At 62.7% G+C, this 26,844-nt stretch carries 22 protein-coding genes and 2 pseudogenes; 15 read left to right on the forward strand and 9 right to left on the reverse strand.

The annotated features are described in order from the left end of the window. The first annotated feature begins 416 nt into the window (after positions 1 to 416). Together AC0L3I_RS33350 and gltX are read left to right on the forward strand one after the other, a co-directional pair. Positions 417 to 2,222, forward strand: a complete 1,806-nt coding sequence (locus AC0L3I_RS33350; protein ID WP_473529758.1) for an ABC transporter ATP-binding protein — start codon at positions 417 to 419, stop codon at positions 2,220 to 2,222. Positions 2,223 to 2,562: 340 nt separating this feature from the next. Further along, complete coding sequence (gltX, locus tag AC0L3I_RS33355) at positions 2,563 to 3,936, forward strand: glutamate--tRNA ligase (RefSeq protein WP_473529759.1); 1,374 nt, start codon at positions 2,563 to 2,565, stop codon at positions 3,934 to 3,936. On the opposite strand, the gene AC0L3I_RS33360 is transcribed toward gltX, so the two are convergent. The 3 genes from AC0L3I_RS33360 to AC0L3I_RS33370 all read right to left on the reverse strand — a co-directional run bounded on the left by AC0L3I_RS33360 (position 3,854) and on the right by AC0L3I_RS33370 (position 8,047). After that, complete coding sequence (locus tag AC0L3I_RS33360) at positions 3,854 to 5,038, reverse strand: DUF2865 domain-containing protein (RefSeq protein WP_473529760.1); 1,185 nt, start codon at positions 5,036 to 5,038, stop codon at positions 3,854 to 3,856. The two genes, gltX and AC0L3I_RS33360, sit on opposite strands and share 83 nt — an antisense overlap. Positions 5,039 to 5,118: 80 nt before the next feature. After that, positions 5,119 to 7,443: an NADP-dependent malic enzyme gene (locus tag AC0L3I_RS33365; RefSeq protein WP_123145757.1), complete on the reverse strand. Its 2,325-nt coding sequence runs from the start codon at positions 7,441 to 7,443 to the stop codon at positions 5,119 to 5,121. Between the two features lie 55 nt (positions 7,444 to 7,498). Next, complete coding sequence (locus AC0L3I_RS33370) at positions 7,499 to 8,047, reverse strand: LysR substrate-binding domain-containing protein (protein WP_473529761.1); 549 nt, start codon at positions 8,045 to 8,047, stop codon at positions 7,499 to 7,501. A gap of 47 nt (positions 8,048 to 8,094) precedes the next feature. Between AC0L3I_RS33370 and AC0L3I_RS33375 the strand changes: the two genes are divergently transcribed. Both AC0L3I_RS33375 and AC0L3I_RS33380 read left to right on the forward strand, forming a co-directional pair. After that, positions 8,095 to 8,304 (forward strand): hypothetical protein, encoded by a 210-nt coding sequence (locus AC0L3I_RS33375; protein WP_473529762.1) that lies wholly within the window; start codon positions 8,095 to 8,097, stop codon positions 8,302 to 8,304. After that, positions 8,291 to 8,616, forward strand: a pseudogene (locus AC0L3I_RS33380) (alpha/beta fold hydrolase); the annotation flags it as partial. The gene AC0L3I_RS33375 and the pseudogene AC0L3I_RS33380, both read left to right, overlap by 14 nt. Before the next feature lie 195 nt (positions 8,617 to 8,811). Here the strand turns inward: AC0L3I_RS33380 and AC0L3I_RS33385 are convergent. Next, the gene (locus AC0L3I_RS33385; protein WP_473529763.1) at positions 8,812 to 9,756 is read right to left on the reverse strand and encodes a LysR family transcriptional regulator; all 945 of its coding nucleotides are present in this window, start codon (positions 9,754 to 9,756) and stop codon (positions 8,812 to 8,814) included. A 142-nt stretch (positions 9,757 to 9,898) separates the two neighbouring features. Between AC0L3I_RS33385 and AC0L3I_RS33390 the strand changes: the two genes are divergently transcribed. After that, entirely contained in the window at positions 9,899 to 10,768 is an 870-nt protein-coding gene (locus tag AC0L3I_RS33390; protein WP_473529764.1) for an MBL fold metallo-hydrolase, read from the forward strand. A 152-nt stretch (positions 10,769 to 10,920) separates the two neighbouring features. Here the strand turns inward: AC0L3I_RS33390 and AC0L3I_RS33395 are convergent, their stop codons facing one another. Beyond that, positions 10,921 to 11,700 (reverse strand): SDR family oxidoreductase, encoded by a 780-nt coding sequence (locus AC0L3I_RS33395; RefSeq protein WP_095491981.1) that lies wholly within the window; start codon positions 11,698 to 11,700, stop codon positions 10,921 to 10,923. A 119-nt stretch (positions 11,701 to 11,819) separates the two neighbouring features. On the opposite strand from AC0L3I_RS33395, the gene AC0L3I_RS33400 reads away from it, so the two are divergent. After that, positions 11,820 to 12,641: a UDP-2,3-diacylglucosamine diphosphatase gene (locus AC0L3I_RS33400; RefSeq protein WP_473529765.1), complete on the forward strand. Its 822-nt coding sequence runs from the start codon at positions 11,820 to 11,822 to the stop codon at positions 12,639 to 12,641. 129 nt (positions 12,642 to 12,770) lie between these two features. Next, positions 12,771 to 13,988, forward strand: coding sequence for an MFS transporter (locus tag AC0L3I_RS33405; RefSeq protein ID WP_473529766.1), 1,218 nt, complete (start codon positions 12,771 to 12,773; stop codon positions 13,986 to 13,988). On the opposite strand, the gene dgcA is transcribed toward AC0L3I_RS33405, so the two are convergent. Beyond that, on the reverse strand, positions 13,959 to 14,942 hold the full coding sequence (gene dgcA, locus AC0L3I_RS33410) for an N-acetyl-D-Glu racemase DgcA (RefSeq protein WP_473529767.1): 984 nt from the start codon (positions 14,940 to 14,942) through the stop codon (positions 13,959 to 13,961). The genes AC0L3I_RS33405 and dgcA overlap by 30 nt on opposite strands. 99 nt (positions 14,943 to 15,041) lie before the next feature. Between dgcA and AC0L3I_RS33415 the strand changes: the two genes are divergently transcribed. The 4 genes from AC0L3I_RS33415 to AC0L3I_RS33430 all read left to right on the forward strand — a co-directional run bounded on the left by AC0L3I_RS33415 (position 15,042) and on the right by AC0L3I_RS33430 (position 19,156). Then, positions 15,042 to 16,229 carry an MlaE family ABC transporter permease gene (locus tag AC0L3I_RS33415; protein ID WP_123145764.1) on the forward strand — a complete coding sequence of 396 codons (1,188 nt, stop codon included), beginning with the start codon at positions 15,042 to 15,044 and terminating at the stop codon, positions 16,227 to 16,229. A 1-nt stretch (position 16,230) separates the two neighbouring features. After that, the gene (locus AC0L3I_RS33420; protein ID WP_473529768.1) at positions 16,231 to 17,052 is read left to right on the forward strand and encodes an ABC transporter ATP-binding protein; all 822 of its coding nucleotides are present in this window, start codon (positions 16,231 to 16,233) and stop codon (positions 17,050 to 17,052) included. Between the two features lie 14 nt (positions 17,053 to 17,066). Further along, positions 17,067 to 18,440, forward strand: a complete 1,374-nt coding sequence (locus AC0L3I_RS33425; RefSeq protein ID WP_473529769.1) for an MlaD family protein — start codon at positions 17,067 to 17,069, stop codon at positions 18,438 to 18,440. A 110-nt stretch (positions 18,441 to 18,550) separates the two neighbouring features. Further along, positions 18,551 to 19,156, forward strand: coding sequence for an ABC-type transport auxiliary lipoprotein family protein (locus tag AC0L3I_RS33430; RefSeq protein WP_425294063.1), 606 nt, complete (start codon positions 18,551 to 18,553; stop codon positions 19,154 to 19,156). A 464-nt stretch (positions 19,157 to 19,620) separates the two neighbouring features. On the opposite strand, the gene AC0L3I_RS33435 is transcribed toward AC0L3I_RS33430, so the two are convergent. Together AC0L3I_RS33435 and AC0L3I_RS33440 are read right to left on the reverse strand one after the other, a co-directional pair. Beyond that, positions 19,621 to 20,790 carry an aldose epimerase family protein gene (locus AC0L3I_RS33435; RefSeq protein WP_473529770.1) on the reverse strand — a complete coding sequence of 390 codons (1,170 nt, stop codon included), beginning with the start codon at positions 20,788 to 20,790 and terminating at the stop codon, positions 19,621 to 19,623. Then, positions 20,750 to 21,142 (reverse strand): hypothetical protein, encoded by a 393-nt coding sequence (locus AC0L3I_RS33440; protein WP_473529771.1) that lies wholly within the window; start codon positions 21,140 to 21,142, stop codon positions 20,750 to 20,752. Before AC0L3I_RS33440 ends, AC0L3I_RS33435 begins: the two co-directional genes overlap by 41 nt. Before the next feature lie 720 nt (positions 21,143 to 21,862). Between AC0L3I_RS33440 and AC0L3I_RS33445 the strand changes: the two genes are divergently transcribed. Beyond that, on the forward strand, positions 21,863 to 23,620 hold the full coding sequence (locus AC0L3I_RS33445) for an adenylate/guanylate cyclase domain-containing protein (RefSeq protein ID WP_473529772.1): 1,758 nt from the start codon (positions 21,863 to 21,865) through the stop codon (positions 23,618 to 23,620). Positions 23,621 to 24,566: 946 nt separating this feature from the next. On the opposite strand, the gene AC0L3I_RS33450 is transcribed toward AC0L3I_RS33445, so the two are convergent. After that, positions 24,567 to 24,836, reverse strand: a complete 270-nt coding sequence (locus AC0L3I_RS33450; protein ID WP_473529773.1) for a cupin domain-containing protein — start codon at positions 24,834 to 24,836, stop codon at positions 24,567 to 24,569. 32 nt (positions 24,837 to 24,868) lie between these two features. Here AC0L3I_RS33450 and AC0L3I_RS33455 point away from each other — a divergent pair. From AC0L3I_RS33455 to AC0L3I_RS33465, 3 genes and pseudogenes are all read left to right on the forward strand, one after another. Next, positions 24,869 to 25,147: pseudogene (locus AC0L3I_RS33455) on the forward strand (FAD-binding oxidoreductase); the annotation flags it as partial. Between the two features lie 711 nt (positions 25,148 to 25,858). Beyond that, a complete protein-coding gene (locus tag AC0L3I_RS33460) occupies positions 25,859 to 26,041 on the forward strand; it encodes a BBE domain-containing protein (RefSeq protein WP_473490001.1) in 183 nt (60 codons plus the stop codon). 46 nt (positions 26,042 to 26,087) lie between these two features. Further along, entirely contained in the window at positions 26,088 to 26,648 is a 561-nt protein-coding gene (locus tag AC0L3I_RS33465) for a pyridoxamine 5'-phosphate oxidase family protein (protein WP_473489999.1), read from the forward strand. The last annotated feature ends 196 nt before the right edge of the window (positions 26,649 to 26,844 follow it).

Consider the following 26,844-nt stretch of genomic DNA (forward strand, 5'->3'; position numbering starts at 1 on the left):
GCTGGCTTGGCGACACGTTGACGCATCTCTATAAACGCCTTTCCGCGATCCCTACGCATCGGCCCGAAAATCGGAACCGATTTTCGGAAAGCACGATGCGCAGGTTCAATTTGTTAGAGCGTACTTTGTGCGTCCAAATCGACGCACGTCGCTCTAATGGGAGGACCGAATGGCAGGATTTGACATCGTTATGCGAGGCCGCGAAGCCTAGGTCTCAGAGGGCGCGCCGGAAGGTTTTCACCTTCATGGGCAAGCCCACCTGACAACAGGCCTTCGTCGATGCCGGTCGCCGCCCGTATTCGGGCGAGCCGCCAAATATGCCGAACCTCCGCATTCCCGGGCGCTAATTCGCCCAACGCGGTTTTTTCAATTTTCGACCTTACCGGGGCCGGGCTCGCTTGCGCCCGAATGACATCATGGCTCGTTTTCAGATAGATTTGCGCGCCGGCGCCTTTCGCAGCGTCCTTGGCTTCACGCTCAGCCATTGGCGGCGCCAGCCGTGGCGGCTTTCGCTCATCATGGGCACGTTCCTGCTGTCGACCTTGGCCGACGTGCTGACGCCGCTCTATTCCGGCCGGCTGGTCGACGCCGTTGCCAGCAGTGCTGCAGCCGACGATGTCGCGTGGAATGCGGCGATGGCGGCGTTTTCGATGCTGGTGACGCTGGCTTTCACCGGCGTCGTGCTGCGCAACCTCGCCTTCATGGCTATCGTCGAACTGACCCTGAAGATGATGGCGGATATCGCCGCCGACGCGTTCCATCGCGTCCAGCGCTTCTCCACCGACTGGCACGCCAACAGCTTCGCCGGATCGACCGTGCGCAAGATAACCCGCGGCATGTGGGCGCTCGACCTGCTCAACGACACGATCCTGATAGCGCTGCTGCCGTCCGTCGTCATGCTCGTCGGTTCGACGCTGCTGCTCGGCTGGTTCTGGCCGCTGATGGGTGCTGTCGTCGCCGCAGGTTCGGTGCTGTTCATCGCGGTGACGGCGCTGCTGTCGCTTGGCTATGTTGCGCCTGCCGCAAGGCTTGCCAACGCATGGGACACGCGCCTGGGCGGCTCGCTGGCCGATGCGGTGAGCTGCAATGCCGTGGTCAAGGGCTTTGGCGCCGAGGAACGCGAGGAAACGCGCCTCGCCAAGGTCGTCGCCAGATGGCGCGACCGCACGCGCCGCACCTGGGTGCGCGGCACCGTCAACGGCACTACGCAAGGGTCGATGCTGCTGCTTCTGAGAACAGCGGTGATCGGATTTTCCCTGCTTTTGTGGTCGTGGGGGCAGGCCAGCGCCGGCGATGTCACCTTCGTGCTGACCTCGTTCTTCGTGCTGCAGGGCTATTTGCGCGATATCGGCACGCATATCCGCAATTTGCAGCGCTCGATCAACGACATGGAGGAACTGGTCGACTTCCAGTCCGAGCCGCTCGGCATCGAGGATGTGCCCGGCGCCAGGCCGATCCGCATTACCGACGGCCGCATCAGCTTCGACAAAGTCACCTTCCATTATGGCAGCCACCGACTGCCGCTCTATCGCGACTTTTCGGTGGACATCGCGCCGGGCGAGCGCGTCGGGCTGGTCGGCCATTCGGGCTCGGGCAAGACCACCTTCGTCAAGCTGATCCAGCGCCTTTACGACGTGAACGCGGGAACGATCCTGATCGACGGTCAGGATATTTCCGGGCTGGCGCAGGCGTCGCTGCGCGGGCAGATCGCTATCGTCCAGCAGGAGCCGATCCTGTTCCACCGGTCGCTGGCCGAAAACATCGCCTATGCCCGGCCGAGCGCCACGCAAGCCGAAATCGAGCACGCGGCACGGTTGGCAAGCGCGCACGACTTCATCGTCGATCTGCCGAAAGGCTATGGCACGCTGGTCGGCGAGCGCGGCGTGAAACTATCAGGCGGCGAGCGCCAGCGCGTGGCGATCGCGCGGGCCTTCCTCGCCGATGCGCGGATCCTCATTCTGGACGAGGCGACGTCGAGCCTCGATTCAGAATCGGAGGTGCTGATTCAGCAGGCGATGGAGCGGTTGATGGTCGGCCGCACGACGCTGGTCATCGCGCACCGGCTTTCGACGGTACGGGCGCTGGACAGGCTTCTGGTGTTCGATCGCGGCCGCATCGTCGAGGAGGGTTCGCATGACCAACTGATCCGGCTGCAAGGCGGCATCTACCGCCGGCTGTTCGAGCGCCAGGCGCTCGAACTGACCAAGGGGCTGGCGATCTGACGACTTACAGCGCCGCGCGTATATTAGAGCGACGGACGTCCACTTGGACGCACAAAGTACGCTCTAACATTTTGAATCTGCGCATCGTGCTTTCCGAAAATCGGTTCCGATTTTCGGGCCGATGCGCTAGAGCGACGTGTGTCCACTTGGACGCACAACGTACGCTCTAACACTTTGAATCTGCGCATCGTGCTTTCCGAAAATCGGTTCCGATTTTCGGGCCGATGCGGTAGGACGCGCGGCGCTGCCGCCTTTTCATCGCCTTCGTCATGTTCTATGTCTGCGGCCAGGCGCGGGGGCGTGTCTTGTCAACAGCAAAACCATCCGGTACGCCCCGTTCATGACAGTTACCGTCCGTTTCGCCCCGTCACCAACCGGCCGCATTCATATCGGCAATGCGCGCACTGCGCTGTTCAATTGGCTGTTCGCCATGAACAACAAGGGCCGCTTCATCCAGCGCTTCGATGACACCGACGTCGCGCGCTCGACGCAGGAATTCTCCGACGCCATCCTCTACGACCTGCATTGGCTGGGCATCTTTCCCGACGCCACGGAATACCAGTCACGGCGCTTCGAGATCTACGATGCGGCGATGGAGAAATTGAAGGCAGCGCGCCTTCTCTATGCTTGTTACGAGACACCCGAAGAGCTCGATCTCAGGCGCAAGGTGCGCCGCACGCGCGGCCTGCCGCCGGTCTACGGCCGCGAAGCGTTGACGCTGACGCCTGAGCAGATCGCCGAATACCAGTCCGATGGCCGCCGGCCGCACTGGCGCTTTCTGCTGCCCAATTTCACCAGCGACCCCTTGCAGCCGGAGCGCACGGAAATCCACTGGAACGATCTGGTGCGCGGCGAGGAAACCGTCGACCTCGCCTCGCTTTCCGACCCGGTTCTAATGCGCGAGGACGGGACCTATCTCTATACTCTGCCTTCGGTGGTCGACGACATCGAGATGGGCGTCAGCCACGTTATCCGTGGCGACGACCACGTCACCAACACCGGTGTGCAGATCGCCCTGTTCCAGGCATTGGGTGCCGAGCCGCCGGTGTTCGGCCACCACAATCTGTTGACCACCGCATCGGGCGAGGGCCTGTCGAAGCGGAGCGGCGCGCTCTCCATCGAGAGCTTGCGCGAGACCGGCATCGAACCGATGGCCGTCGCCTCGCTGGCCGTGCTTGTCGGCACCTCGGAAAACGTCGTGGCGGTGCCCGATATGACCGAGCTTGCCCGGCGCTTCGATCCGGCCGCGACCTCGAAATCCGCCGCGAAATTCGACCCGGACGAGCTCTTCGTGCTCAACCGCACGCTGCTGCATCATATGCCGTTTTCAGAGGCGCGCGACCGGCTGATCGTGCTCGGCATTTCCGGCGAACAGGCCGAGCCGTTCTGGCTGGCGGTGCGCGGCAATCTCGACAGGCTGGCCGATGCCGCAATCTGGTTGCGCACACTTCGCGACGGCCCGCAGGAGCAGCCGGACTTTTCCGACGTCGACCGCGATTTCCTTCGCCAGGCGTTCGACCTTTTGCCGGAAGACCCCTGGAACGGGTCGGTGTGGAAGGAGTGGACGGGCAGGATCAGGGAAGCGACCGGCCGCAAGGGCAAGGCGCTGTTCATGCCGCTCAGGTTGGCGCTTACGGGGCAGCCTTCGGGACCGGAGCTTGCAGATCTGTTGCCGCTGCTGGGTCGGGAAGGAACGTTGGCCCGACGACCCTGACCTTGCGCTGTCCCGGCGGCGGCAAAGTCGTCGGCGAGGGTTTGACGGCGAGGCGCTTGATGACGTCGCGGTCGAGCCCGCCTTCGACATTGGCCAATGTCTCGGGGTCGGCGCCTGGATCGGGTTTGGCGACAGGCAATGGTGTGGTCTCTACATCGGGGTCAGTCTGTTCCGGGCTTGGCGGGTTGCCGGCAATGATCTCGAAATTTCGTGCTGCGTTGCAGCCGCAGGCCGGCGAGGGAGAGGTTTCGGGCTGCTTGTAGAGATAGGCGGTCGGCAGTTCGCTATAGGGCCTGCCGGTTACCGAAGACGTCATGTCAGCCGAGTTGTCGCCTATGCCGCGCGCATAAAACACCTGCATCTCGGTGCCGGGGCAACTCGAATCGCAGTTCTTCTGATCGCGCTCGAAATCGCCCAGCGAGGCGGCATTCGACATCGGGAAGAAATAGCCGTCGCAGGTGCGCACACACATTGTGCGGAATTCGTCGCCGAGGCGCGGCAGGTCCATGCCGTCGGGCTGATTGATCATGGCGCGGACACCGCGTTCTTCGTCGGGATCGCTCGGTTCGTCCAGCGCATCGGGCTGATTTCTGGCGTCGCCCAAAAGCCGATCGAGCAGATTTCCATTGCCATTCTCACGTTTCGCCTCCAGGACAGGCGCACGTTCCGAAGGCACGATGCTGTCGCGACAGCCATTGGCGTCGAGCGAAGCCAATATGCGCGCGCGATCGCGGCGCGAGCCGCCGTCGGCGAGCTGCGCGCGCTTGATCTGCAGGGCATCGAGATTGGCGATCATGCGGTCGAGCGTGGCCTCGAGTGCGCCGCAAGCGTTGCGATTGCGGCCGAGCAGCAAAAAGTCGCAGCCGGCGCTGTCGGACTGGCGGCTTGCCTTTGAAATCTGCTCGCGCTGTCGCACGATCGCGTCGTCGTATTTCCTGAGCAGGGCCGGCTTGCCGCCACCGCGCGAAGCGGCCGCGAGATCGGCTTCCAGCTGGCGGCAAACACCGGAGGCGGCCTGCGGCTGAGTGACGGCAAGGCCTGATAACGCCAGTGCACCGAGCAGCGCCGCGGCACGCGTCAGCTTCCACCCTCCGCCCGTCATTCGCCGTGAACTCCGTTTAACCGCCCGTCGCGAAAGCTACCGCTTTGCGGTTATTTGTTAGCTTACCGCGAAAGGCCGTTTTAGCCCAGATTTACGACCGCCTGCGCCTTATGGGCCGCTTCGACCACGGCGAGCGCCGTCATGTTGACGACACCGCGTGACGTCACCGACGGCGTCAATATATGCGCCGGCCTGTCGGTGCCGAGCAGGATCGGCCCGACATGCAGCGCGTCCATCATCGCGCGCAGCGCGGTGAGCGTGATGTTCGCCGAATCGAGATTGGGGAACACCAGCAGATTGGCTTCGCCCTTCAGCCGCGAATGCGGATAGACGCGCTGGCGCAGTTGCTCCGACAGAGCCGAGTCGGCATGCATCTCGCCGTCGCATTGCAGGTCTGGCGCAATGCGCGCCAGGATCGCCGCTGCCTGCCGCATCTTGAGCGCGCTTGGCGAATCGCGTGAGCCGAAATCCGAATGCGACAGCAGGGCGGCCTTGGGCTCGATGCCGAAGCGCTGGATTTCTTCGGCAGCCAGCACCGTCATCTCGGCGATCTCCTCGGCCGTCGGATCGACGGTGACATGCGTGTCGGTGAGGAAAATGATGCCGCGCTGCGAGATCAGCATGGAAAGCGTCGACAGGTCATGATCCTTGATACCGGCGCGCGGGCCGATGATCAGGGTGACATTGCGCAAATGCCGCTCGAAACGCCCTTCCAGTCCGCAGACCATGGCGTCGGCGTCGCCACGCTTAAGGGCAAGTGCTGCGATCACGGTGTTGTCGGTGCGCACCATGGTGCGCGCGGCCTCCGTCGTCACACCGCGCCGGCCGGCGAGTTCAATTAAAAGGTCGACATAGTGGCGATAACGGGGATCGTCCTCGGGATTGATCAGGCCGAAATCGACGCCCGGCTTGATGCGCAGCCCGTAGCGTTTCAGCCTGACTTCGATGACATGCGGGCGACCGATCAGGATCGGCTCGGCGATGCCTTCCTCCAGCACCACCTGGGCGGCACGCAGCACGCGCTCGTCCTCGCCGTCGGCATAGATGACGCGCTTGGCGCTCGACGTCTTGGCCATCGTGAACACCGGCTTCATGACCAGGCCGGAGCGGAAGACAAAGCGGTTCAGCGTGTCGATATAGACCGTCATGTCGGTGATCGGCCGTGTCGCGACACCGGTGTCGCAGGCGGCCTTGGCGACGGCCGGAGCGATGCGCAGGATCAGCCTGGGATCAAAGGGCGAGGGGATCAGGAAATCGGGCCCGAAGATCGGCGTTTCGCCGGAATAGGCGCGGGCGGCGACATCCGACGGTTCCTCGCGGGCAAGGGCCGCGATCGCCCGCACCGCGGCCATCTTCATCTCTTCGTTGATGGCGCTGGCGCCGCAGTCCAATGCGCCACGAAAAATGTAAGGAAAACAAAGTACATTGTTGACTTGATTGGGAAAATCGGAGCGGCCGGTGCAGATCATCGCGTCGGGTCGCGCCGCCCGTGCTGCTTCCGGCATGATCTCGGGGTTGGGGTTGGCCAGCGCCAGGATCAGCGGTTTTGGCGCCATATGCTGGAGCAATTCCGGTTTCAGCACGCCGGCGGCCGAAAGACCCAGGAACACGTCGGCGCCCGGCAGCACATCGGCCAGCGTGCGCGCCTCGGTGTCCTTCACATAGGGGTCCTTCCAGCGGTCCATCTCGTCGACGCGGCCCTTGTAGGCGACGCCGAAACGGTCGGTGACCCAGATGTTTTCGACGCGCGCGCCAAGCAAAACCAGCAAGTTGAGGCAGGCAAGGGCCGCAGCTCCTGCGCCGGAGGTGACGATCTTGATGTCGGAGATGGTCTTGCCGGCAAATTCCAGCCCGTTGAGCACGGCCGCGGCGACAATGATCGCGGTGCCGTGCTGGTCGTCGTGGAAGACCGGTATGGCCATGCGGGCCTTGAGCCGTTCCTCGACCTCGAAGCATTCGGGCGCCTTGATGTCTTCGAGGTTGATGCCGCCGAAGGTCGGCTCCAGCGCCGAGATCGTCTCGACCATGCGCTCGATGTCAGGCGCGTCGATCTCGATATCGAAGACGTCGATGCCGGCGAATTTCTTGAACAGCACCGCCTTGCCTTCCATCACCGGCTTGGAGGCCAGCGGACCGATATTGCCCAAGCCGAGCACCGCCGAACCATTCGAGACGACGCCAACCAGATTGGCGCGCGCCGTGTAGTCGGCGGCGGTTGCCGGATTGTCGCGGATTTCCAGACAGGGCGCCGCGACGCCGGGCGAATAGGCAAGCGCCAGGTCGCGCTGGTTGCCGAGCGGCTTTGTTGCCTGGATTTCAAGCTTTCCAGGCCGTGGATGCTTGTGGAAATAAAGTGCGGCTTCGTCGAGGTCCGACCGGGCTGCTTTTTTGTTTTCGCCTTCCATGCGGGCCTCCCTGCGATCCTGCCTTGAAGCCCTTTTAGCATGCAGCGTTGGATTTTCACGATGCCAAATGACGCAACCGCCAATTAGGCGCAAGAATCGTCAAAAACTCATCTATGTCAGACTGTTGCGCTGAAATCCTCACCTGCCTTGTTGCTGCCGGGCTGATGTCATGCGAGCGCATTGCGCGACCGGGGTATGTCCTATCGCGGGCAGTTAAGTCACGTCTAGACGACCTCAAGCAGTTTCCAGACGCTGTCGACAAGGCCGACCGTGGCCGCCGTTTCGCGATCACGGCAAGCGGCCAGGCGGGCAGCGATACGTCGGCGATTGCTGCATACCGGACGCCCTGAAATACAAGCCGCTGTGTCGATCGTGGCAGCAGGGCCGCGCCCAAGCCTGTGGACACGAGCGATAGCATGGTCAGTGCCCGCGTCGCCTCCTGGACGATCCGCTTGGTGAACGTGTCCACGATGCGGGCATGGGGCGCCGGGCCTTGTGCAGCCGGAAACATGATGAGCCCGTGTCGGGCGATGTCCGCCAGCGTCACCGTGCGTCTGCCGGTCGTCAGGCAGAACGGCAATAAGATCTTCAGCAGGATAGTCATGGACGTCGAGACGTTCGTCGGTCCCGAGCGGTGGATGCACGAAACCGATGTCGATCTCACTCAGCGACAACGCCGCAATCTGCTCATTGGTGGACATCTCGATCAAACGCGTCATCGATAAGATATCGAATAGCTGGCAGTCTTTGCGGAACGCAATTGCGACCGGAGATATCATGTCCCATTTCACCGTTTTCCCCCTCGTGCTCACAGCAGCCATGATGGCCGCCGCTCCAGCACTGGCAGGCACTCGCCTCTGACGAGACGGCGCCGACGCGCCAGCCGCAGAGTTTCCGGTCACCGAGCGGCGCCATGGCCGACAGCTTCGAACTCGCGTTTGATCGCCGGCAATGGTCGGCGGCGGCCTCACCATGCCAGTGCTCGTCATCCGCTCCGGACGGGATTTCTGGAGCCGGCCGGAGGACGCGAAGACAATCGCAGACGAAGCACCGAAGGCGGAACGTCTGGACATCCCTGACGCCACGCACTTCGTGCATCTCGATCGCGAGGCCGCAGGGCGCGGTGTGTTCCTCGACGCTGTGAAGCGGTTTCTCGATCGGCAGGAGGAATAACCATGAAGGGTAGTTCATGTGTCCTGCGGGAGCAGCAGCCGCAAGGTGTCAGGTCGACCGCCTCCAGGCTTTGCGGCTACCGTCCACCCGACAGCTACTCACCGCGCGGTTGCGGGGCTACGCCTATCTCCGCCGCGCCACATCTCGACTCTCCCGTCTCCGCCATTTCCCTGCGCGCACAAACGTCAGACTTCACTAGGCCGGCGCCGTTTCCTTGGATGTACATGCTTTTTTGTCATCGATGAACGCACCCATCGCGGCGAGGTGGTCGGCGAAGCCGGCAACGAACCGCCTGACCTTCAACGGAATAAAGCGGTTCGACGGATAGACCGCATGCACGTGGTGCGGTGCGTAGTGCCAGTCAGGCAGCACATATTCGAGCCGCTCTTGCGCGACGAGCGGGTCGAGTATCACCTTGTGGCCGAGGCCGATGCCGATGCCAGACAGCAGTGCCTGCTGGTTAAGGAGCGAATTGTTGGAGCGCATGGCCGGCCGAATCCGCACCTCGGCCTTTTGGCCGCCTGGGCCGGTGAGCGGAACGATCTCGCGCGTCGTGATGTGGGCGTAAAGCAGGTAGTCATGCTCGGCAAGATCCTCAGGTCGCCGCGGCCTGCCCATCCGGTCGAGATAGTCCGGCGTTGCCGCGAGGCGTCGCTCCATCATACCCAGCTTGCGCACGATCAGCCGATCGTCATCGATGGTCCCCATGCGGATCACAACGTCGAGCCGCTCTGCGATTACGTCGACGAAACTGTCGGTCAGTGCCACGTCGAGCATCAGTTCCGGATAGGCCCGCTTGAACTCGATCAGATAGTTGCCGAGCACACCTGCGCCGAAGCTGGCCGGCGCGCCGACTGCAAGACGTCCGCACATCTTTGATTCGAGACAACCGACGCTGCGGTCCGCCTCCTCGAGGCGCTCGACGATGTCGCGGGCACGCTCCAGATAGCGTCGGCCGGCTTCCGTCGGAGAAACATACCGCGTCGTACGGTCAAATAGCCGGACGCCGAGGCGCTTTTCCAATGCGCGGATCTGCTGGCTGACGGCCGGCTGGCTCAAGCCTAGCCCGCGCGCGGCCGCCGAGAAGCTGCCGGTCTCGAAGGCGCGTATGAAGCTGGTCAGCTCGGTCAGGCGGTCCATGATAGCAACTCCCCGTCGTGATTAATAAGCAAAGGTAATAGCTTATATACGATACAGGCAAGTTCAAAAAGCTGAACCTATGAAGTAGACCCGTCTTGCTCTGACTCGGAGCCCCTACGATCCCCCAACCGGAGATGATGCCATGACGCGTTCCCGCCGACATTTTCTCGCCAGTGCCGGCCTAGCCGGCGGCGCCCTTCTAGCCGGCGCCTCCGTTCCGGCACTGGCCCGTGCGCCGCTGGCTCACGCCCCGACCCTTGGCGCGTTGCACCGCAAGGTGGGTTCGATCGAGGTCACGGCGCTGCTGGACGGCTATATCGACATTGGTTCCGAGTTGGTCATCGGGCTCGCTGAGGCCGATGCGGAGCGGCTGGCTGCGGCCAGCTTCCAGAAGCCCGGACCGCGCCGCGCACCGGTCAATGCCTATCTCATCAATCTGGGCGACCGTCTGGTGCTCGTCGACGCCGGTACGTCGGACAGCATGGGCCCGTCACTCGGCCGACTTCCGGCCGCTATCGAGGCGGCCGCCGTCTCTCCGGACCAGATCGACACATTGCTGATTACCCACATGCATCCCGACCATATCAACGGCGTGCTGACTCCCGCCGGCCAGGCGCTGTTTCCCAATGCCGAGCTCGTCGTCACCGCCACCGACTACGCCTTCTGGCACGACGACGCGAACATGAACCAGGCGCCGGACGAGGCGAAGCCGTTCTTCATCGGGGCACGCAAGGCTGCCGCCGCTTATGCGGACCGCCTGCGGCAAGTGGACGGCGAGCGCGAGGCGCTCGGCTCGATCCGCACCGTGCCGCTGCCCGGCCACACTCCGGGCCATGCCGGATTCATCGTGGAATCGGACGGCGAGGCGCTGTTCATCTGGGGCGATGTCGTGCACATGGCGACCTACCAGTTCGCGCGCCCGGACTGGAGCATCGCGTTCGATGTCGATTCCAAACTGGCCGCCGAAACGCGCAAGCGGACGCTCGATCGGGTCGCTGCCGCCGGATGCTGATCGCCGGAATGCATTTGCCGTTCCCCGGTTTCGGACACGTCGCGCGCGACGGCCAAGCCTATCGCTTCGTGCCGGCCGAATGGCCCTATGAACTGTAGTGGCGGCCAGCGCGGGAAGGGGCGGCGTTCCCAGCAGGTACCAGGCGTTAGGTATTAGAACGCGCTGACATAGGCGCCGCCGTCGACCGGTATGTTCTGCCCGGTCAGGTAGCCGGCATGAACCGAGCACAGGAAGGCGCAGATCTGGCCGAATTCCTCCGGCGTGCCGAGCCGCTTGGCCGGAACGTTGGCTGCTGCCTGGGTCTTGCGCACGGCGGCAGCAGCCGGATCTTCGGGGGTGCCGGCTTCATGCGGAGGGCGCAGCCTGTCGGTGTCGATCTTGCCCGGCAGCATGTTGTTGATCGTCACATTGCGGTCGATCACCGTCCGCGCGACGCCGGCCAGGAACGAAGTCAGGCCGGCGCGCGCGCCGGACGACAGATCGAGGCCGGGAATGGGAACATAGACCGACAGCGAGGTGATGTTGACGATGCGGCCGAAGCCGCGTTCGGCCATGCCGTCGATGACAGCCTGAACCAGCTCGACCGGGGTCACCATGTTCTGGGTGACGCCTTCGAGGATTTTTTCGCGGTCGAGTTCGCGGAAATCGCGAAGCGGCGGACCGCCATTGTTGTTGACGAGGATATCGGGATCGGGACAGGCGGCAAGCAGCGCCTTCTGCACCTCGGGCTTCGACACGTCGCCGACGATTTCGGTCACCTCGACGCCAAATCTTTCGCGCAGTTCGGCGGCGGTCTTCGCCAATTGGTCGGCATTGCGCCCGTTGACGACCAGATCACAGCCGGCCTCGGCCAGCGCCATGGCGCAACCGCGCCCAAGTCCCTTGCTCGAAGCACAGACGATGGCCTTTTTTCCGCGAATACCGAGATCCATGGCGATTTCTCCTCTGATTGGCGCGGCAACCTACTCTTGAGGCTGGACCAATCGCAACCGTCATACGGTTGTTGCATGAATCGGGGCATAGGCTGCACGAGAGCAACGGTGAGAATCCAATGCCTGGCGCAGAGCCCCGCAATTTCCGCAGCATGTTCATCTCCGACGTCCATCTCGGATCGAAGGCGGCGAAGGCCGAGTTCCTGATCGATTTCCTGCGCCATCACGACGCCGATATCATCTATCTCGTCGGCGACATCGTCGACGGCTGGCGGCTGAGACGGAACTGGCACTGGCCGCAGAGCCACAACGACGTCGTCCAGAAATTGCTGCGTAAGGCGCGCAAGGGCGCCAGCATCACCTACATCGCCGGCAATCACGACGAGTTCGCGCGCCAGTTCCAAGGCGTGCATTTCGGCGGCATCGTCGTCGCCGACCGCGCCATTCACGAGACCGCCGACGGCAAACGTCTTCTTGTTATCCATGGCGACCAGTTCGACACTGTCGTCCACAATGCGCGCTGGCTGGCCTATCTTGGCGACTATGCCTACGACGCGGCCATGCTCGTCAACCGCGTGGTGACGCGGCTTCGCCAACTGCTTGGCCTGCCTTATTGGTCGTTTTCGTCCTGGGCCAAGGTCAACGTCAAAAAGGCGGTGAATTTCATCGGCTCGTTCCAAACCATGCTGACCGAGGAAGCGCGCCGCTCGCATGTCGACGGCGTGATCTGCGGGCACATCCACCATGCCGCGATCGAAAATTATGAGGACGTGCAATACATCAACACCGGCGATTGGGTGGAGAGCTGCACCGCGGTGGTCGAGCATTTCGACGGCCGGATGGAGATCCTGCACTGGGCGCACGTCCTGCCGGAGGCTCCGGTCGGTAGCGAAGTGCTGGTGCCGATCGACATCAAGGGCAGGGCAGTCCAGGCTGCCTGACCAAACCCGACCTCACCTCGCTTTAATCGATTAGTCCAAGCGGTTCCGCCGACTTTTTCAGCATGTTATGGATTTGGCGTGCGCTGCAGGCCGACTCGGCTGAACGCTGCGCCGACGGATTGCCTGTTGATGTCCTCCCTGCCGCCGCTTTCACCCGAACAGCTCGTCAAGCCGCGTCATTTCGAACTGCGCATGGGCCTGATTTTCTTCACGCTTTTCGTGCCGCTCGGAATGCATTTGCCATATTTCCCGCTGTGGTTGCAGGCAGAGGGTTTCGATGCCGAGCAGATAGCGGTCATTCTCGCAGCACCAATGTTCCTGCGCGTGGTGACGACGCCATTGCTTACAGCACTGGCCGACAGGGCGAGCGACCGCGCCCATGTCTATGTCGCGCTGGTGGCCGCATCTGTGGCTGCGTCCGCCGGTTATTTCCTGACGCCGACCTACGCCATGGTGCTCACCGTTTCGCTGGCGCTCACCGTGGTCTGGACACCGCATTCGCCGATTGCCGATTCGCTGGCGCTATCGGGTGTGCGCCGCTTCGGCTCCAACTACGCAAGCATGCGCAAATGGGGATCGATCTCCTATCTGTGCGCAAATCTTGCGGGCGGTTTCATCCTGTCGGCGACCGGCGCCCAGGCTGTTCCGATGATCATCTTCGTGGCGTTTGGCGCCGCGCTTGCCGTCGGATTGATCGCGCCGCGGCTCGGCCGTCCGCGCCGTGCCTCGCCGCTTTCGGCGGCCGACATCCAGCAATCGGCGCCAAAACTCCTCAACGCCTATTTCCTGTATTTCTCCATCGGCGTCGGCGTCATCACCGCCAGCCATGCGTTTTTCTACGGCTTCGTCTCGATCTACTGGAAATCGATCGGCATCGGCGATCAGGTTGTCGGGTTGCTTTGGGGCTGGGGTGTGGTGGCCGAGATCGGCATGTTCATGGTCTTTACCCGGGTTTTCGGCTCCTTCTCGGTCGTGTCGATCATGGTGATGGCCGGGATAGGCGCGATCATGCGCTGGATTGCCTTTCCCATGATCTGGCCGCTCGGCCTTGGCATCGCCGGATTCTTCGCTGTCCAGACGCTTCATGCGGTCTCCGTGGCGCTGGTTTTGATCGGCCTGCAGAAAATGATCGGTGAGACGGTCGCGGAGGAACGCACCGGGGCCGCGCAAGGCATCGCCTATTTCTCCAACGGCTTTTTCACGGCCGTGGTGACGCTCATGTCCGGGCCTCTGTATGACCGCTTCGGCGTGGATGGTTTTTTTGCCATGGTTCCGATCGCCTTGGTCGGCCTTGTACTGATCGGGCTTGCCGCGCGTTCAGCCCCACAGCGCCGGATCGGGCGGTGACACCAGTGAACCTTGGTAGACGAGACCGGGAGCACGGTCGCGGGCAAGCAGCAGCGGCCCGTCGAGATCGACGAAATCGGCATCCTGCGCCAAGAGCACGGCCGGCGCCATGGCCAATGACGTGCCGACCATGCAGCCGACCATGACGCCAAAACCCAGTTCGCGGGCGCGATCGCGAAGGACGAGGGCAGCGGTCAAGCCGCCCGACTTGTCGAGCTTGATGTTGACGGCATCGTAAAGGCCGACAAGCGAGGCAAGGCCCCCTGCCTCATGCACACTTTCATCGGCGCAGATCGGCACCGGGTGCGCGATGTGGCGAAGGATGCCGTCACGGCCCGCCGGCAGCGGCTGTTCAATCAGGGCGATGCCGTATTCGGCGGCAAAGGCGAGATTTGCAACGATGTTGTCGTCGCTCCAGCCCTCATTAGCGTCAAGGATGATGCGGCCCGCCGGTGCCGCCTCTCTAACCGCACGGATACGGGCCATATCGTTGTCGCCGCCGATCTTGACCTTGAGCAGCGGGCGCTGGGCGTTGGCGCGGGCCTGGGCTGCCATCGCTCCAGGCTCACCGAGCGACAGAGTGTAGGCCGTCTCAAGCGCCCTCGGCGGAACCGTGCAGATGCTGAAAGCGACCGGCTTGCCTGTGATCTTCGCCTCCAGGTCCCATAGCGCGCAGTCGACGGCGTTGCGCGCCGCGCCCGCCGGCATGGCGTCGAGCAGCGCGGCCCGGCTGATGCCGCCTTGAATCTGCTCCCGCATCGCCTCGATCGCATCGCGCACACCGTCCATCGTTTCGCCATAGCGTTTATAGGGAACGCATTCGCCGCGCCCGCTATGGTTGGCTTGGCTGATCGTCACTGTGATAACCTCGGCCTCGGTCTTCGAACCGCGCGAAATGGTGAAGGTCCCGGCGATGGGAAAGCGCTCGGACTCGACCGAAATGACACGCGCCATATTTTTCTGCTCCGGCTGTGCGACAACAAGCTTGTCGGCAAATCGACAGGTGGGTTCCGTCAGGTTAAACAGATGGCCCGTCAGGCTAAACAGGACGCCATGTTGACGATCCGCAAACGCTTCGCAAGCGGCAAGACCGCCAAGGAGGCCGACCACCAGCCACGCGTCGCGGTCGGTGAGGAGGGCGGCGTTCTCGGCTGCGCCTTCTCCGGAAACTGGACGACGCGCACCGTGACGCTGGTCGACGCCGAGATGCGCAAGATCGAGAAGCGCAGCGGTTTCCAGACGCTGGCGATCGACCTTTCGCGTATCGAGAAGATGGATACCGCCGGGGCCTGGGTGATCGACCGTCTGGTTAGCGCCTTCGAAAAGAAGGGTGTGGAAATCACGGTGCAGGGGCAAAGCGAGATTGCCTCGATCCTGCTCGGCGCCGTCGGTGACGCGGTTCGACGCGAACCTGATTCCGGCACCGCTAGGCCGCCGAATATCATCATTCGCGCGCTTGAGGCGGTTGGCCGGCGCGTCTATGAGATGCGTGACGATTTCCTGGCCGCGATGAACATACTGGGCGCCACGATACGCGGCTCGCAGATGAAGCTTGGCCGCGGCCATGCGGTCAATCCGGCGGCGATCTTCAACCAGATGGACCGCATGGGCGTCGGCGCCATCCCGGTGGTCGTGCTGATGTCGGCCATCGTCGGGGCGATCGTCGCTCAGCAAGGCGCCTATCAGCTCAGCTATTTCGGCGCCGATATCTTCGTCGTCGACCTGGTCGGCGTGCTGATCCTGCGCGAGCTCGGCGTGCTGATGACCGCGATCATGATCGCCGGCCGATCGGGCAGCGCCATTACGGCTGAAATCGGCTCGATGAAAATGCGCGAGGAGGTCGACGCGCTGAAGGTCATCGGGCTCAATCCAATCGGCGTGCTGGTGTTTCCGCGGCTGGTCGCGCTGGTGATCGCACTGCCTTGCCTGACGATTATCGCCAATTTCGCCGCACTTGGCGGCGGCATCGCGGCGGCATGGCTCTATTCCGACATCGCACCGGCCGCCTTCATCGACCGGCTGCGCGTCGCCATCGATCTCAGCACCATCTTTGCCGGGCTGATCAAGGCGCCGTTCATGGCCATGATCATCGGCACGATCGCCTCGGTCGAAGGCATGAAGGTTGGCGGCAGCGCCGAATCGCTGGGACAACACGTGACCGCTTCGGTGGTGAAGTCGATCTTCGTGGTCATCATCCTCGATGGGCTTTTCGCCATGTTCTATGCGGCGATCGAGTTCTGACATGGCGACGCAGGGCAGCACAAAGGCGACTGGGGTTGCGGAAAGGGCCGACGAAGACGAGATCGTGCTTTCCGCGCGCGACATCACCGTGTCCTTCGGCGACAAGGTCATTCTCGACAGATTGTCACTCAATATCAGGCGCGGCGAGATCCTCGGCTTTGTCGGCGCCTCTGGTGCCGGCAAGTCGGTTCTCCTGCGCACTATCCTCGGCCTGGTGCACAAGCAGTCGGGAACGATCAAGCTGTTCGGCGTCGATGTCGAAAAGGCGAGCGAGAGGGAGCGTCTTCGCATCGACATGCGCCTTGGCGTTCTCTTTCAGCACGGCGCGCTGTTTTCGGCGCTCACGGTTCTCGAAAACGTGCAGGTGCCGATGCGCGAATATCTCGATTTGCCGAAAAAGCTGATGGACGAGCTGGCGATGCTCAAGGTCGAACTGGTCGGGTTGCCGCCGGATGCGGCGCGGAAATTCCCGTCCGAGCTTTCCGGCGGCATGATCAAGCGTGCGGCGCTGGCGCGCGCACTGGCGCTCGACCCCGACATCGTGTTCCTGGACGAGCCGACATCCGGCCTCGATCCGATCAGCGCGGCTGAGTTCGACGAACTCGTCGTCAAGCTGCGCGATACCATGGATCTGACCGTGTACATGGTCACGCACGATCTCGACACGCTGTTCACCGCTTGTGATCGGGTGGCCGTGCTCGGCAACAAGAAAGTGCTGGTCGAAGGCACGATCGACGACATGCTCAGAAGCGAGGAACCCTGGGTGAAATCCTATTTTCGCGGAAAACGTGCGCGGCAACTTGATCTTGCGGCCCGCGCGTAGCCATAAGTGGATAAATGGAAACCAGAGCCAACTACGTCATTGTCGGCATTTTCACGCTAGCTGCGATCCTGGCAGCATTCGCGTTCGTCTATTGGACGGCCGCGATCGGCGAGAGGGGTGAGACGGCGATGCTGCGGGTGCGCATTCCGGGATCAGCTTCCGGTCTCGGCCGCGGCAGTTTCGTGCTGTTCAACGGCGTCAGGGTTGGGGATGTAAGGCGAGTCTATATTGACCTCGCCAATCCGACCGCCGCCATAGCCGAAGCCGAAATAGGCCGCACGACGCCGATCACCAAATCGACGCAGGCCGATATCGGCCTTGCTACCCTCACCGGTCAGGCCAATATCGAACTCAGGGGCGCCGACCTCAAGGAGGTCAACCTTCTCGACCAGGCGGAGGCGGAGGGCCGCGTCGCCGAGATCATCGCCAACCCGTCGGCGGTCACCAACCTGTTGCAGACGGCGCAGAACATCTTTACCCGCGCCGATACGGTTCTCACCCAGCTCGAAGGCTTCACCAGGGACGTTCGCGGGCCGCTGACGCAGACCGTCAACAATGTGCAGACCTTCTCCGACGCGCTGGCCAAGAACTCCGACGGCATCGACAAATTCCTCGCCAGCGTCAGTTCGCTGTCGGACGAATTGAGGGGCGTCTCGGGCAAGCTCGACGGTACGCTGAAGGCGGCGGAAGGGCTGCTCAACGCCGTCGACAAGGATCAGATCAAGAGCATCGTCGCCAATGTCGATACGGTGACCGAGAACCTGAAGGAAACCAGCAAGCAGTTCGACACGGTCGTCAGGAATGTCGACACCGCGGTGGGATCGATCAACGATTTCGCCCAACGGACGCAAGGCACGCTGGCCAAGGTCGACGGCGTTCTCGACGGCATCGACCCGGCACAGGTTCGCACCGCGCTGGCCAACATCCAGAAGGCCAGCGAAAACGCCAACGAGGCTGCCGCCGACGTCGCCAAGGTGACCAGCAAATTCGCCAACCGGGCCGACGATATCGACCAGACGATCAAGGACGCGCAGCAACTGGCGGAGCGTCTCAACGACGCTTCGGTGCGCGTCGACGGCATCCTCGCCAAGGTCGATACATTGCTCGGCTCAGGTCAGGCCGACGGCATGATAGCCGATGCCAGGAATACGCTGAAATCGTTCAGGCAGGTCGCCGACACGCTGAACGCCCGCCTCGGCACCATCACCGACAATCTGGCGCGATTCTCCGGTCAGGGCCTGCAGGACGTCGAGGCGCTGGTCCAGGACAGCCGCCGTTCGATCAGCCGCATCGAAGAGGCGGTGACGGATCTCAGCCGCAATCCGCAGCGGATCCTGTCAGGCGGCGAAGGCGAGGTTCGGCAATTCGACGGCAGGGCGCGGCGTTGACTTCGGCTTTCGCCCGCCCCAAGAACAGCAGGCAAGTGCACTGCGGAAGCGGATTGCTCATACGATTCGGGGGACAACGGGGATCGCGTGTGAAGTCGGTGGTGCTTAAATTGGGCGGGGTCAAATCGGGCGGGCTCAAAGCGGGTGTGGCATTGCTTACGCTTTCGCTAGCCGGTTGCGCGTTTTTGCCGGGCGGCGGGCCGGCGCCCCTGGACACATTCGAACTGTCGGCGCCGCCGCTCGATGCGCGCGGCCGCAGCCGCCGCCAGATCCTCATTGCCCAACCCTCCGCGCTCAAGGCGCTGGACAGCCAGAACATCGTTATCAAGCCGTCTGTGCGTTCGATCCAGTACCTCAAGGGCGCGCAATGGGCCGATCGGCTGCCGCTGATCGTGCAGGCGCGGCTGGCCGAGACATTCCAGCGCTCGGGCAGCTTCGCCGGTGTCGGCAAGCCGGGCGAGGGGCTGGCGATCGACTATCAGGTGATCGTCGAAGTCCGTTCCTTCGAAGTCCGGGTCGACGGCGGCGAACATGCCGAGGTCGAGCTGTTCGTGCGGATACTGAACGACCGCAATGGCGAGGTGCGCGCCTCGAAGAGCTTTACCGCGACCGCGCCCGTCTCCGGCGGCGGGAACCAGGCCTATGTCGGCGCGCTCGACCGCGCATTCGGCGATGCCGCCAAGGACATCGTCCGCTGGACCGATTCGGTGATCTGACACAGCCGGAACTGCCGGGCGCAGCTTAGGATCAAACTCAATCATCTGGCTGCCGCCAATGGCCGAGACGGGTGGGGAACTGCCGTCCGTTTCGACGACTGGAACGAGCAGGGAGCGCCAATTACCGACCTTCCCGGCGCTTCTCCAAAGCCGCCCTTCGCGCTACAGCTTTGAATCGACCCCCTTTCGGACGTAGACAGCGACTTGCATGAAGGTCTGATTTGGCTACGGCCGGCGGCTTTGTGGGCGATGGAAAGCCGCAACGTTCGCCTGCTTCGCCGCGGAGACGCTGCGTGTTCCGCCGGGGACATAGCGCCAGCAAGCAAGCTCCGGATCCGCTGCCTTGCCTCCCGCAGCGACGACGCACAGAGCTCCAGCGTCTCGATCGAAACGCCCGTCATCCATGATCTCCGAATCATGGCGACCCATCGATTCAGCAACCAGAAAAGAACGCAGCTGCAACGCTAGGACGCGTCGGTGGAGAATTTGTGTATCGTAGTCGACTTCAGCGTTTCGCCCGGGTTCAGCACCGTCGTTGGAAATGACGGCTTGTTCGGCGAATCCGGGAAGTGCTGCGTCTCAAGGCAAAAGCCGTCGGTCTGGCGGTATTGCTGACCGGCCGCGCCGACGAGCGTCGAATCGAGGAAGTTGCCGCTGTAGAACTGGACGCCGGGCTCGGTGGTCGAGATCTCCATGATCCGGCCCGAGCGCGGCTCGTAGACTCGGGCGGCGAGCGAAAGTCCACCACCCGACCGGTTCAGCACGAAGTTGTGATCGTATCCGCGGCCATAGGCCATCTGTGGGTCGTTCGAGCGGATGCGTGCGCCGATCGGCGCCCCTTGGCGGAAGTCGAACGGCGTGGCGGTCACGGAGGCGAGCTGCCCGGTCGGGATCAAGGTCGCATCGACCGGCGTGTAGCGATCGGCGTTGATCGTGAGGATGTGATCGTCGATCCCACCCGTGCCGTCGCCGGCGAGATTGAAGTAGGAATGACTCGTGAGATTGACCACGGTTGGTTTGTCGGTCGTCGCCTCGTAGTCGATGCGCAGCTCGTTGTCGTTGGTGAGGCTATAGACGACCTGGACCGTGAGCGTGCCGGGATAGCCTTCCTCGCCATCCTTGCTCGTGTAGTTGAGCCGCGCTGCGGCGCCGCTGACGCTGCTCAGCGGCTCGACCGCCCAGACGACCTTGTCGAAGCCTTTCGTGCCGCCGTGCAGGCTGTTCGGCCCGTTATTGGCGGCGAGTTGGTATTGCGTGCCGTCGAGCGTGAACTTCGCGCCGCCGATGCGATTGCCGTAGCGCCCGATCAAGGCGCCGAAATAGGGGTTCATGGATTCGTAGTCGGCGAGTTCCTTGAAGCCGAGCACGACGTTGTCGAGCTTGCCCCAGCGGTCGGGCACATTGATCGCCGTGATGATACCGCCATAGGCGATGAACTTGACGGACGCGCCCCTGTCGTTGGTGAGCGTGTAGAGATCGACGGCTTTGCCGTCCTGCGTGTTTCCGAATGGGGTCTTGTCCACAGAGCCGGCGCCGGCGCTCGTTCCCGTCAGCAGCACGCCCATGCCGAGCACGGCCGCGCCGAGCACTGACCTATGCCAGGTACGCGACCTGTTTGGTTCGATCGGCGTCATGGTTTCCTCCCTCGATAGGCCTCTTCGCCGGCGGCTTCTGACGAGCCGCCTGAAAGACCAATTCTAAACTCATCGGGCTATCAAGGTAAGCGCGTCCTGGTAGAGATTGTACAATAGCACCGTGCTTGAAAAGCGTGTGCCGGATACCGCCGGTCGCAAATTCCGGTTTCCAGATCAGGGAGCCGTAGGCGAACACCCAGAATTCGCGGCTCTGCCCGCGTCCTGTAACGATATGATCAACCCACCACGCATGATCCTCGTCCTGCAGATAGATAGTCCCTGAACGCGGTCCTGGAACGACAACGTGGCGATGGGCCTTGGCTACAAGTTCAGGGGTGAGGGTCAGCATCATGTTGGTACACGCTCAACGCTTTTCGTCTCGGTTCGAGCGCATTATGCGTCCGCGAAAGGAGCCTGTACCGACGTCGTTCTGAAGTTTTTCTGATTTTAGCTTGGTCTAGTCGGTGCGCGGCCGTACCGCAGAATGTCTGCAGGCAGGCGCAATCAAGTCATTTCGGCGGTCAATTTCGAGGGCAGGTTTCCACACCCCGGCCGGACCTTCCCGAACCTCATCAGGCGATCTGAAGTCGGAACGCATCGACCGACCACGTGCGCCAATTCCGGTCATTCGGCGGGCTTCTCCATTGCCGACATTCGCTCAACCGCAGGATTCGACCCTTCTCTGCCCTACCGCTGCAGAGCCTGAAGGGGAAGTCCTGACCCACTCCGGACCATCCTGAGGTTGGGACACGTGGCTGACGGAGCGATTGTTCCCACCGCCAACGACGGAAGAAACCGCTTCGGCAAGTTCAGCGCGCCAGTGGGTTCGAAGTCCCGAAAACGGACCTTCCTTCGAATGACGCCGTCCTTCCATTGGACCGCAACAGACCTTTGCAGTGACCGCTTCGCGGATCCTGTTCCTGTTGAAGGCGGCACTCTCGTGAAGCGTCGCCACATGACCGTCTCAGTGGTATCATGAACCAGCACGGTCGCGGTGTCGGGCAGCCGGATGGTGCATGTCGCGTCAATCGCCCGGGCTTCATCCGGCGGATCTCCTGAGGGAGAGACAGCCATGGCAACTGCAAGAGCGGAGCGGCGGCTGGCCGCGATCCTGGCCGCTGACGTCGTCGGCTATTCCCGCCTCGTCGAACATGACGAGGCTGGGACGTTGTCGGCCCTGAAGGTTCTGCGCCGGGAGGTGATCGATCCGCTGCTGGCCGAGCATCAGGGCCGTATTGTCAAGCTGATGGGCGACGGTGCGCTCGTGGAGTTCGGCTCGGTCGTCGATGCCGTCGCGTGCGCGGTCGCCATCCAGAAGGGCGTTGCCGAGAACCAGGCCGATATCCCAACGGAGCGACGCATCATCTTCCGGATCGGCGTCAATCTCGGTGATGTGATCCACGAGGTTGATGGGGATCTCTACGGCGATGGCGTCAACATCGCGGCCCGCCTCCAGACCTTGGCGGATCCAGGCGGCATTTGCATTTCCGGCACGGCGTACGATCACCTCCAGGGCAAGCTTGACTGCGACTACGAGTACCTCGGCGAACGCGCGCTCAAGAACATGGAGCGGCCGGTGCGACTGTACCGCCCCCTTCTGGAAGGGACGACCGCACGAACGGCATCGCCCAGGCCCGCACTTCCGGACCGACCATCCATTGCCGTGCTGCCGTTCAACGCCATGAGCGCCGACCCGGAGCAGGACTTCTTCAGCGATGGGCTCACCGAGGACATCACCACCGCGCTATCCAAGCTCAAGGGCTTCTTCGTGATCGCCCGCAACACGATGTTCACCTACAAGGGAAAGCCCGTGGATGTGCGCGCCATCGGGCGCGAGCTCGGGATCCGCTATGTTCTCGAGGGGAGTGTCCGCAAGTCCGGCAACCGCGTGAGGGTGACCGCGCAGCTCATCGATGCGGCCTCCGAAGCCCATCTCTGGGCCGAAAGGTACGACGGCGACCTCGGCGACATCTTCGTCATTCAGGACGAAATCACCGCAAGCGTCGTCGGCCGCATCGGGCCGGAACTCCTGGCGGCAGAGCATGCCCGCGAAAGCCCCAAGCCGCATCATGGCCTTGATGCCTGGGAATGTGTCGTGCGGGCGGTGTTCCTGTGTTCCCAGTTGTCTGAGGAGAGCAGCCGGAAGATGCTCCCCCTGCTCGATCGGGCAATCGGACTGGCTCCCGATTATGCCCAGGCGCTCGCCATGAAAGGTTGGATTACGATGTGGCGCGCGTTCCAGGGGTGGGAGGACATGGGATACGCCCTGGCCCTTGCCAGGGATATCGTCCAACAAGCCATTGCCGCGGACGATAAGGAACCGTGGGCTTACCTCGCGCAGGCGATGATAGCCTTTGCGACGCGTGACAATGTCCTGGCGATGGCAGCGATCAGCCAGGCTGTCGCGATCAACCCCAACTCCGCGTTTGCACACGGCCAGTTGGGACTTGCGCATGCCAACGGGGGCCGCGCGGCGGACGCCATTCCTTGCATCGACTACGCCCTCAGACTGAGCCCGCGCGAGGCTTTTCTCGGCGACTTTCAGTTCTACTACGCCATGGCTTACTTCCAGGGCGCGAATTACGAGCTTGGATTGAGTTATGCACGGGAGGCGCATCGCTTGCGGTCCGGCCACGCGTATCCGCTGGTGATCGGCACAGCCTGTGCCGGACTTCTGGACAACCAGGAGGCTGCCACGGACTTGCTCGGACGGCTCAAGTCGCTAGTCCCTGACATCTCACGGGACGCGGTCGGAGCAACATCTGCTTTCGTCCGCGCCGAGGATCGGGCGCGCCTGATCGAGGGACTTGCCCGTGCCGGCCTGAATTGACGGGTTGGATTGACCTCGAGAACCGATCGCTTACCGGTGAGGAGCGTTCCTGGCAGCATGTCGCGACGACTTTCGGAATTGTGCTGCGTGGAAGCCCATCTCGCGGCCGCCGCAACAAAGCTGCCAACACGAAGGTCGCTTCAGCTATCGCCGAAACGCTCCCCGTGATTGGCTCATCGCGAGTAAGGGCGTCCAGACGCTGGAAGGCGTGGCTCAAGTCTGGTGGCGTTTGCTACCGAATGCCGGACCGATGCAGCGGCGATCTAGTCACACGGAGCGGCACGTTTCATTGTGGCATCCGCGAAATGAACTTGTGAACCAAGAACGTCCGTTCATGGCACAACCTGCTTGTCCCGATGAGCGAGGCGAACGACGGCCTTCCACCCAACCGCGACGTAGAACGCTCCGTGGCTGTACGGCAGAGCCGAATCCTTTGGCCGGCTCGGTCGCGCCAACTGCCGACCTTCCCGGCGCTTCTCCATAGCTGCCGTTCGCGCTACGGCTTGCATCGACCCATCCAGCCATCAAGATGGCGGGTGTTATGCTTTTGCGGTAGCCCAATGTCATCACTTCCGGTTGCCCCTCGAAAGAGGCCTCGAAGATTGGCGTGCCGGCTGGCACGATGACGGATTGTCCCGTTGAAACTGTTCTCGTTCATCATCCAACCACAGCTCGGCTTGGCCTTCCAGAACGGCCAGACTTCCTCGACGGAATGGCTGTGAGTACGTGTGCCACCTCCCGGTGCGACTATGCAGAGCGCGGCTGCCTCGGCTGAAGGTTAGGATCAATAATCTGCATGATCCCCTCCGTTGGCAGAGTAGCACGGCGCGTGGATCGTTCGGCGGGACGCTTCTTGCCTTTGGTCCTTTAGGCATTGATGAACTCGACTCCATGCTTGGCGGCAATGTCCCTGAAAGTCGCCGCCCCCTGCCTTGACGGATTGCCACTATCGACCTGCGAATTGACCACATCTGCGATAAACGCTTTCGCCCGGGCCGACATTCTTGATGGCGTGCGGTGTTCCAGCAGGGGCAAACATCATCTCCCCTGAGCCAAGAACGCGAACCTCGTCGCCGACCTGGCATTCGTATCGACCTTCGATGATCATATGCCACTCGTCATAATCATGGCGATGGAGGCCGGCACCAGAGCCGGGCGGACTCGTCGATTCCCACACGCTATAGTCCCCCAAAGCCTCGACGGGCTTGAAGGCCATCTTAACTTGCCCAAGCTGGCGGCGGTGGGCACAATGTTGCGGGCAGTGCGGTCTGTGATGACGGGCTCGTCATAGACTTTTCCGGCATGAAGCGCATTGAAGTCGACCCCGAGCGCCGAAGCGCGCGTGCCGAGCCGGGACTACTCTGGGGCGACTTCGACAGCGCAACGCAGGCGTTCGGCCTTGCTACCACCGGCGGCATCGTCACGCATACGGGGATCGCTGGACTCACACTGGGTGGCGGCATCGGCTGGCTGATGCGCAGGCACGGACTGACCTGTGACAACCTCGCTGCAGCCGACGTTGTGACCGCCGACGGCGGATCCTGCCGCGCGAGCGGGCGCGAGAATACCGATCTTCTTTGGGGGCTGAGAGGCGGAGGCGGCAACTTCGGCATCGTCACCGGCTTCGAGTATCGTCTCCATCCGGTCGGGCCACAAGTGCTCGCAGGCGTGGTGCTGCATGCCGCTGAACGGGCGCCCGAAGTGCTCCGTATCTATCGCGACTACATCGCCACTGCGCCGGACGATTTGACGACGATCGTCAATCTCCGAAAGGCGCCGCCGGCGCCGTACCTGCCCTCGGATCTCCACGGTCGCCCTGTCGTCGTCATCGCCGTCTGTTACGCGGGCTCGCTCGATGACGGAGAGCGCGTTCTCGCGCCGCTGCGGCGTTTCGGCGAGCCCCTCATCGACTTGATCAGGGCGACCCCGTACACCAGCCACCAGGGCATGTTCGATGCGAGCGTGCCCCATGGTCTGCACTACTACTGGAAAGCCGATTATCTCGGGCCGCTCGACGACGCGAAGCTCGACGCGCTGATTGGGCACGCCTGGCAGGCGCCGTCGCCGATGTCCTACACCATCCTGTTCCACCTGGGTGGCGCTATCCGTCGAATTGATGGCTCAGCGACAGCTTTCGAGGATCGCAACGCCGAACACGCCTTGAATATCAATGCGGTGTGGTCCGATCCGCAAACCACCGAAGGTCATGTCGCATGGGCCCGAACCTTCTGGGAAGCAATGCATCCACTATCGACGGGTGGCGTCTACGTAAATTTCCTCGGCGCAGAGGGGCAGGAGCGGGTGCGGGCCGCCTACGGTCCCGACAAGTATCTCCGGCTCATGGCGCTGAAGAGGAAATATGACCCGACCAACCTGTTCCGTCTCAACCAAAACATTCCGCCTGTGCCCGAGCGGCCATGATCGGCCGAACTCTGGCGAATGGTTGCGCCAGATGACGGAGGCAGCGATGGGCAAGCTTTATGGACACATAACCGATCGGCTCGAGGCCTTCATCGAACGGCAGCATGTCTTTTTCGTTGCCACTGCTCCCTTGGAGGAAGGTGGCCACGTCAACGTGTCGCCCAAGGGCCAGGATACCTTCGCCATCCTTGATCCCCATACCGTCGCTTATTTGGACTTCTCGGGAAGCGGCGCCGAGACCATCGCTCACGTCAAGCAAAACCGGCGGATCACCATTATGTTCTGCGCCTTCGAAGGGCCGCCGTTCATTTTGCGCCTCTACGGCCGGGGCGAGGTGTTGGAACCCGACAATCCAGACTTCGCGGCGATCAACAAGCGCTTCGGCCGCAAGCTCGGCGTGCGCTCCGTCATTCGCGTCGGTCTTACGCGCATCCAGGATTCCTGTGGCTTCGGTGTGCCCCTCTACAAATTCGTGAAACCGCGGGACACGCTTCTGAGGTGGGCCGAGAAGAAAGGCGAGCGGGAGATCGTCAAGTTCAAGCACGAGCACAATGTGCGGAGCATCGATGGCCTGGTCGCTCTTGAGGTCTTCGACCGACCGCAGTGACTGCGAATCCTGCGGCAAGAACGATGGGGCGCCGGAGTTGACTCGTCGCGGTCTCCCCCGATTGATGTCCGCCTCGTGGCGCGAAGCGGCCGTTCGCAGCCGCGCCATACGGCAAACTTCCACCCGATTGCGACGCTGGTTCTTCGAATGGGTTCCAATTCGCCCGCCGCTGGCAGGCTTGTTCGCGCCAATAGCC

Source organism: Mesorhizobium sp. WSM4840, from assembly GCF_055811755.1.

Excerpts from the sequence above, each read along its gene's own strand:
- AC0L3I_RS33375 (WP_473529762.1), top strand. The coding sequence starts at position 8,095 with ATGTCGATCTCACTCAGCGACAACGCCGCAATCTGCTCATTGGTGGAC.
- gltX (WP_473529759.1), top strand. The coding sequence starts at position 2,563 with ATGACAGTTACCGTCCGTTTCGCCCCGTCACCAACCGGCCGCATTCAT.
- AC0L3I_RS33420 (WP_473529768.1), top strand. The coding sequence starts at position 16,231 with ATGGCGACGCAGGGCAGCACAAAGGCGACTGGGGTTGCGGAAAGGGCC.
- AC0L3I_RS33405 (WP_473529766.1), top strand. The coding sequence starts at position 12,771 with ATGTCCTCCCTGCCGCCGCTTTCACCCGAACAGCTCGTCAAGCCGCGT.
- AC0L3I_RS33395 (WP_095491981.1), bottom strand. The coding sequence starts at position 11,700 with ATGGATCTCGGTATTCGCGGAAAAAAGGCCATCGTCTGTGCTTCGAGC.
- AC0L3I_RS33465 (WP_473489999.1), top strand. The coding sequence starts at position 26,088 with ATGGGCAAGCTTTATGGACACATAACCGATCGGCTCGAGGCCTTCATC.
- AC0L3I_RS33435 (WP_473529770.1), bottom strand. The coding sequence starts at position 20,790 with ATGACGCCGATCGAACCAAACAGGTCGCGTACCTGGCATAGGTCAGTG.
- AC0L3I_RS33450 (WP_473529773.1), bottom strand. The coding sequence starts at position 24,836 with ATGGCCTTCAAGCCCGTCGAGGCTTTGGGGGACTATAGCGTGTGGGAA.
- AC0L3I_RS33365 (WP_123145757.1), bottom strand. The coding sequence starts at position 7,443 with ATGGAAGGCGAAAACAAAAAAGCAGCCCGGTCGGACCTCGACGAAGCC.
- AC0L3I_RS33415 (WP_123145764.1), top strand. The coding sequence starts at position 15,042 with ATGTTGACGATCCGCAAACGCTTCGCAAGCGGCAAGACCGCCAAGGAG.
- AC0L3I_RS33385 (WP_473529763.1), bottom strand. The coding sequence starts at position 9,756 with ATGGACCGCCTGACCGAGCTGACCAGCTTCATACGCGCCTTCGAGACC.
- AC0L3I_RS33440 (WP_473529771.1), bottom strand. The coding sequence starts at position 21,142 with ATGATGCTGACCCTCACCCCTGAACTTGTAGCCAAGGCCCATCGCCAC.
- AC0L3I_RS33390 (WP_473529764.1), top strand. The coding sequence starts at position 9,899 with ATGACGCGTTCCCGCCGACATTTTCTCGCCAGTGCCGGCCTAGCCGGC.
- AC0L3I_RS33460 (WP_473490001.1), top strand. The coding sequence starts at position 25,859 with ATGCATCCACTATCGACGGGTGGCGTCTACGTAAATTTCCTCGGCGCA.
- AC0L3I_RS33350 (WP_473529758.1), top strand. The coding sequence starts at position 417 with ATGGCTCGTTTTCAGATAGATTTGCGCGCCGGCGCCTTTCGCAGCGTC.
- AC0L3I_RS33370 (WP_473529761.1), bottom strand. The coding sequence starts at position 8,047 with ATGACTATCCTGCTGAAGATCTTATTGCCGTTCTGCCTGACGACCGGC.
- AC0L3I_RS33400 (WP_473529765.1), top strand. The coding sequence starts at position 11,820 with ATGCCTGGCGCAGAGCCCCGCAATTTCCGCAGCATGTTCATCTCCGAC.
- dgcA (WP_473529767.1), bottom strand. The coding sequence starts at position 14,942 with ATGGCGCGTGTCATTTCGGTCGAGTCCGAGCGCTTTCCCATCGCCGGG.
- AC0L3I_RS33360 (WP_473529760.1), bottom strand. The coding sequence starts at position 5,038 with ATGACGGGCGGAGGGTGGAAGCTGACGCGTGCCGCGGCGCTGCTCGGT.
- AC0L3I_RS33445 (WP_473529772.1), top strand. The coding sequence starts at position 21,863 with ATGGCAACTGCAAGAGCGGAGCGGCGGCTGGCCGCGATCCTGGCCGCT.
- AC0L3I_RS33425 (WP_473529769.1), top strand. The coding sequence starts at position 17,067 with ATGGAAACCAGAGCCAACTACGTCATTGTCGGCATTTTCACGCTAGCT.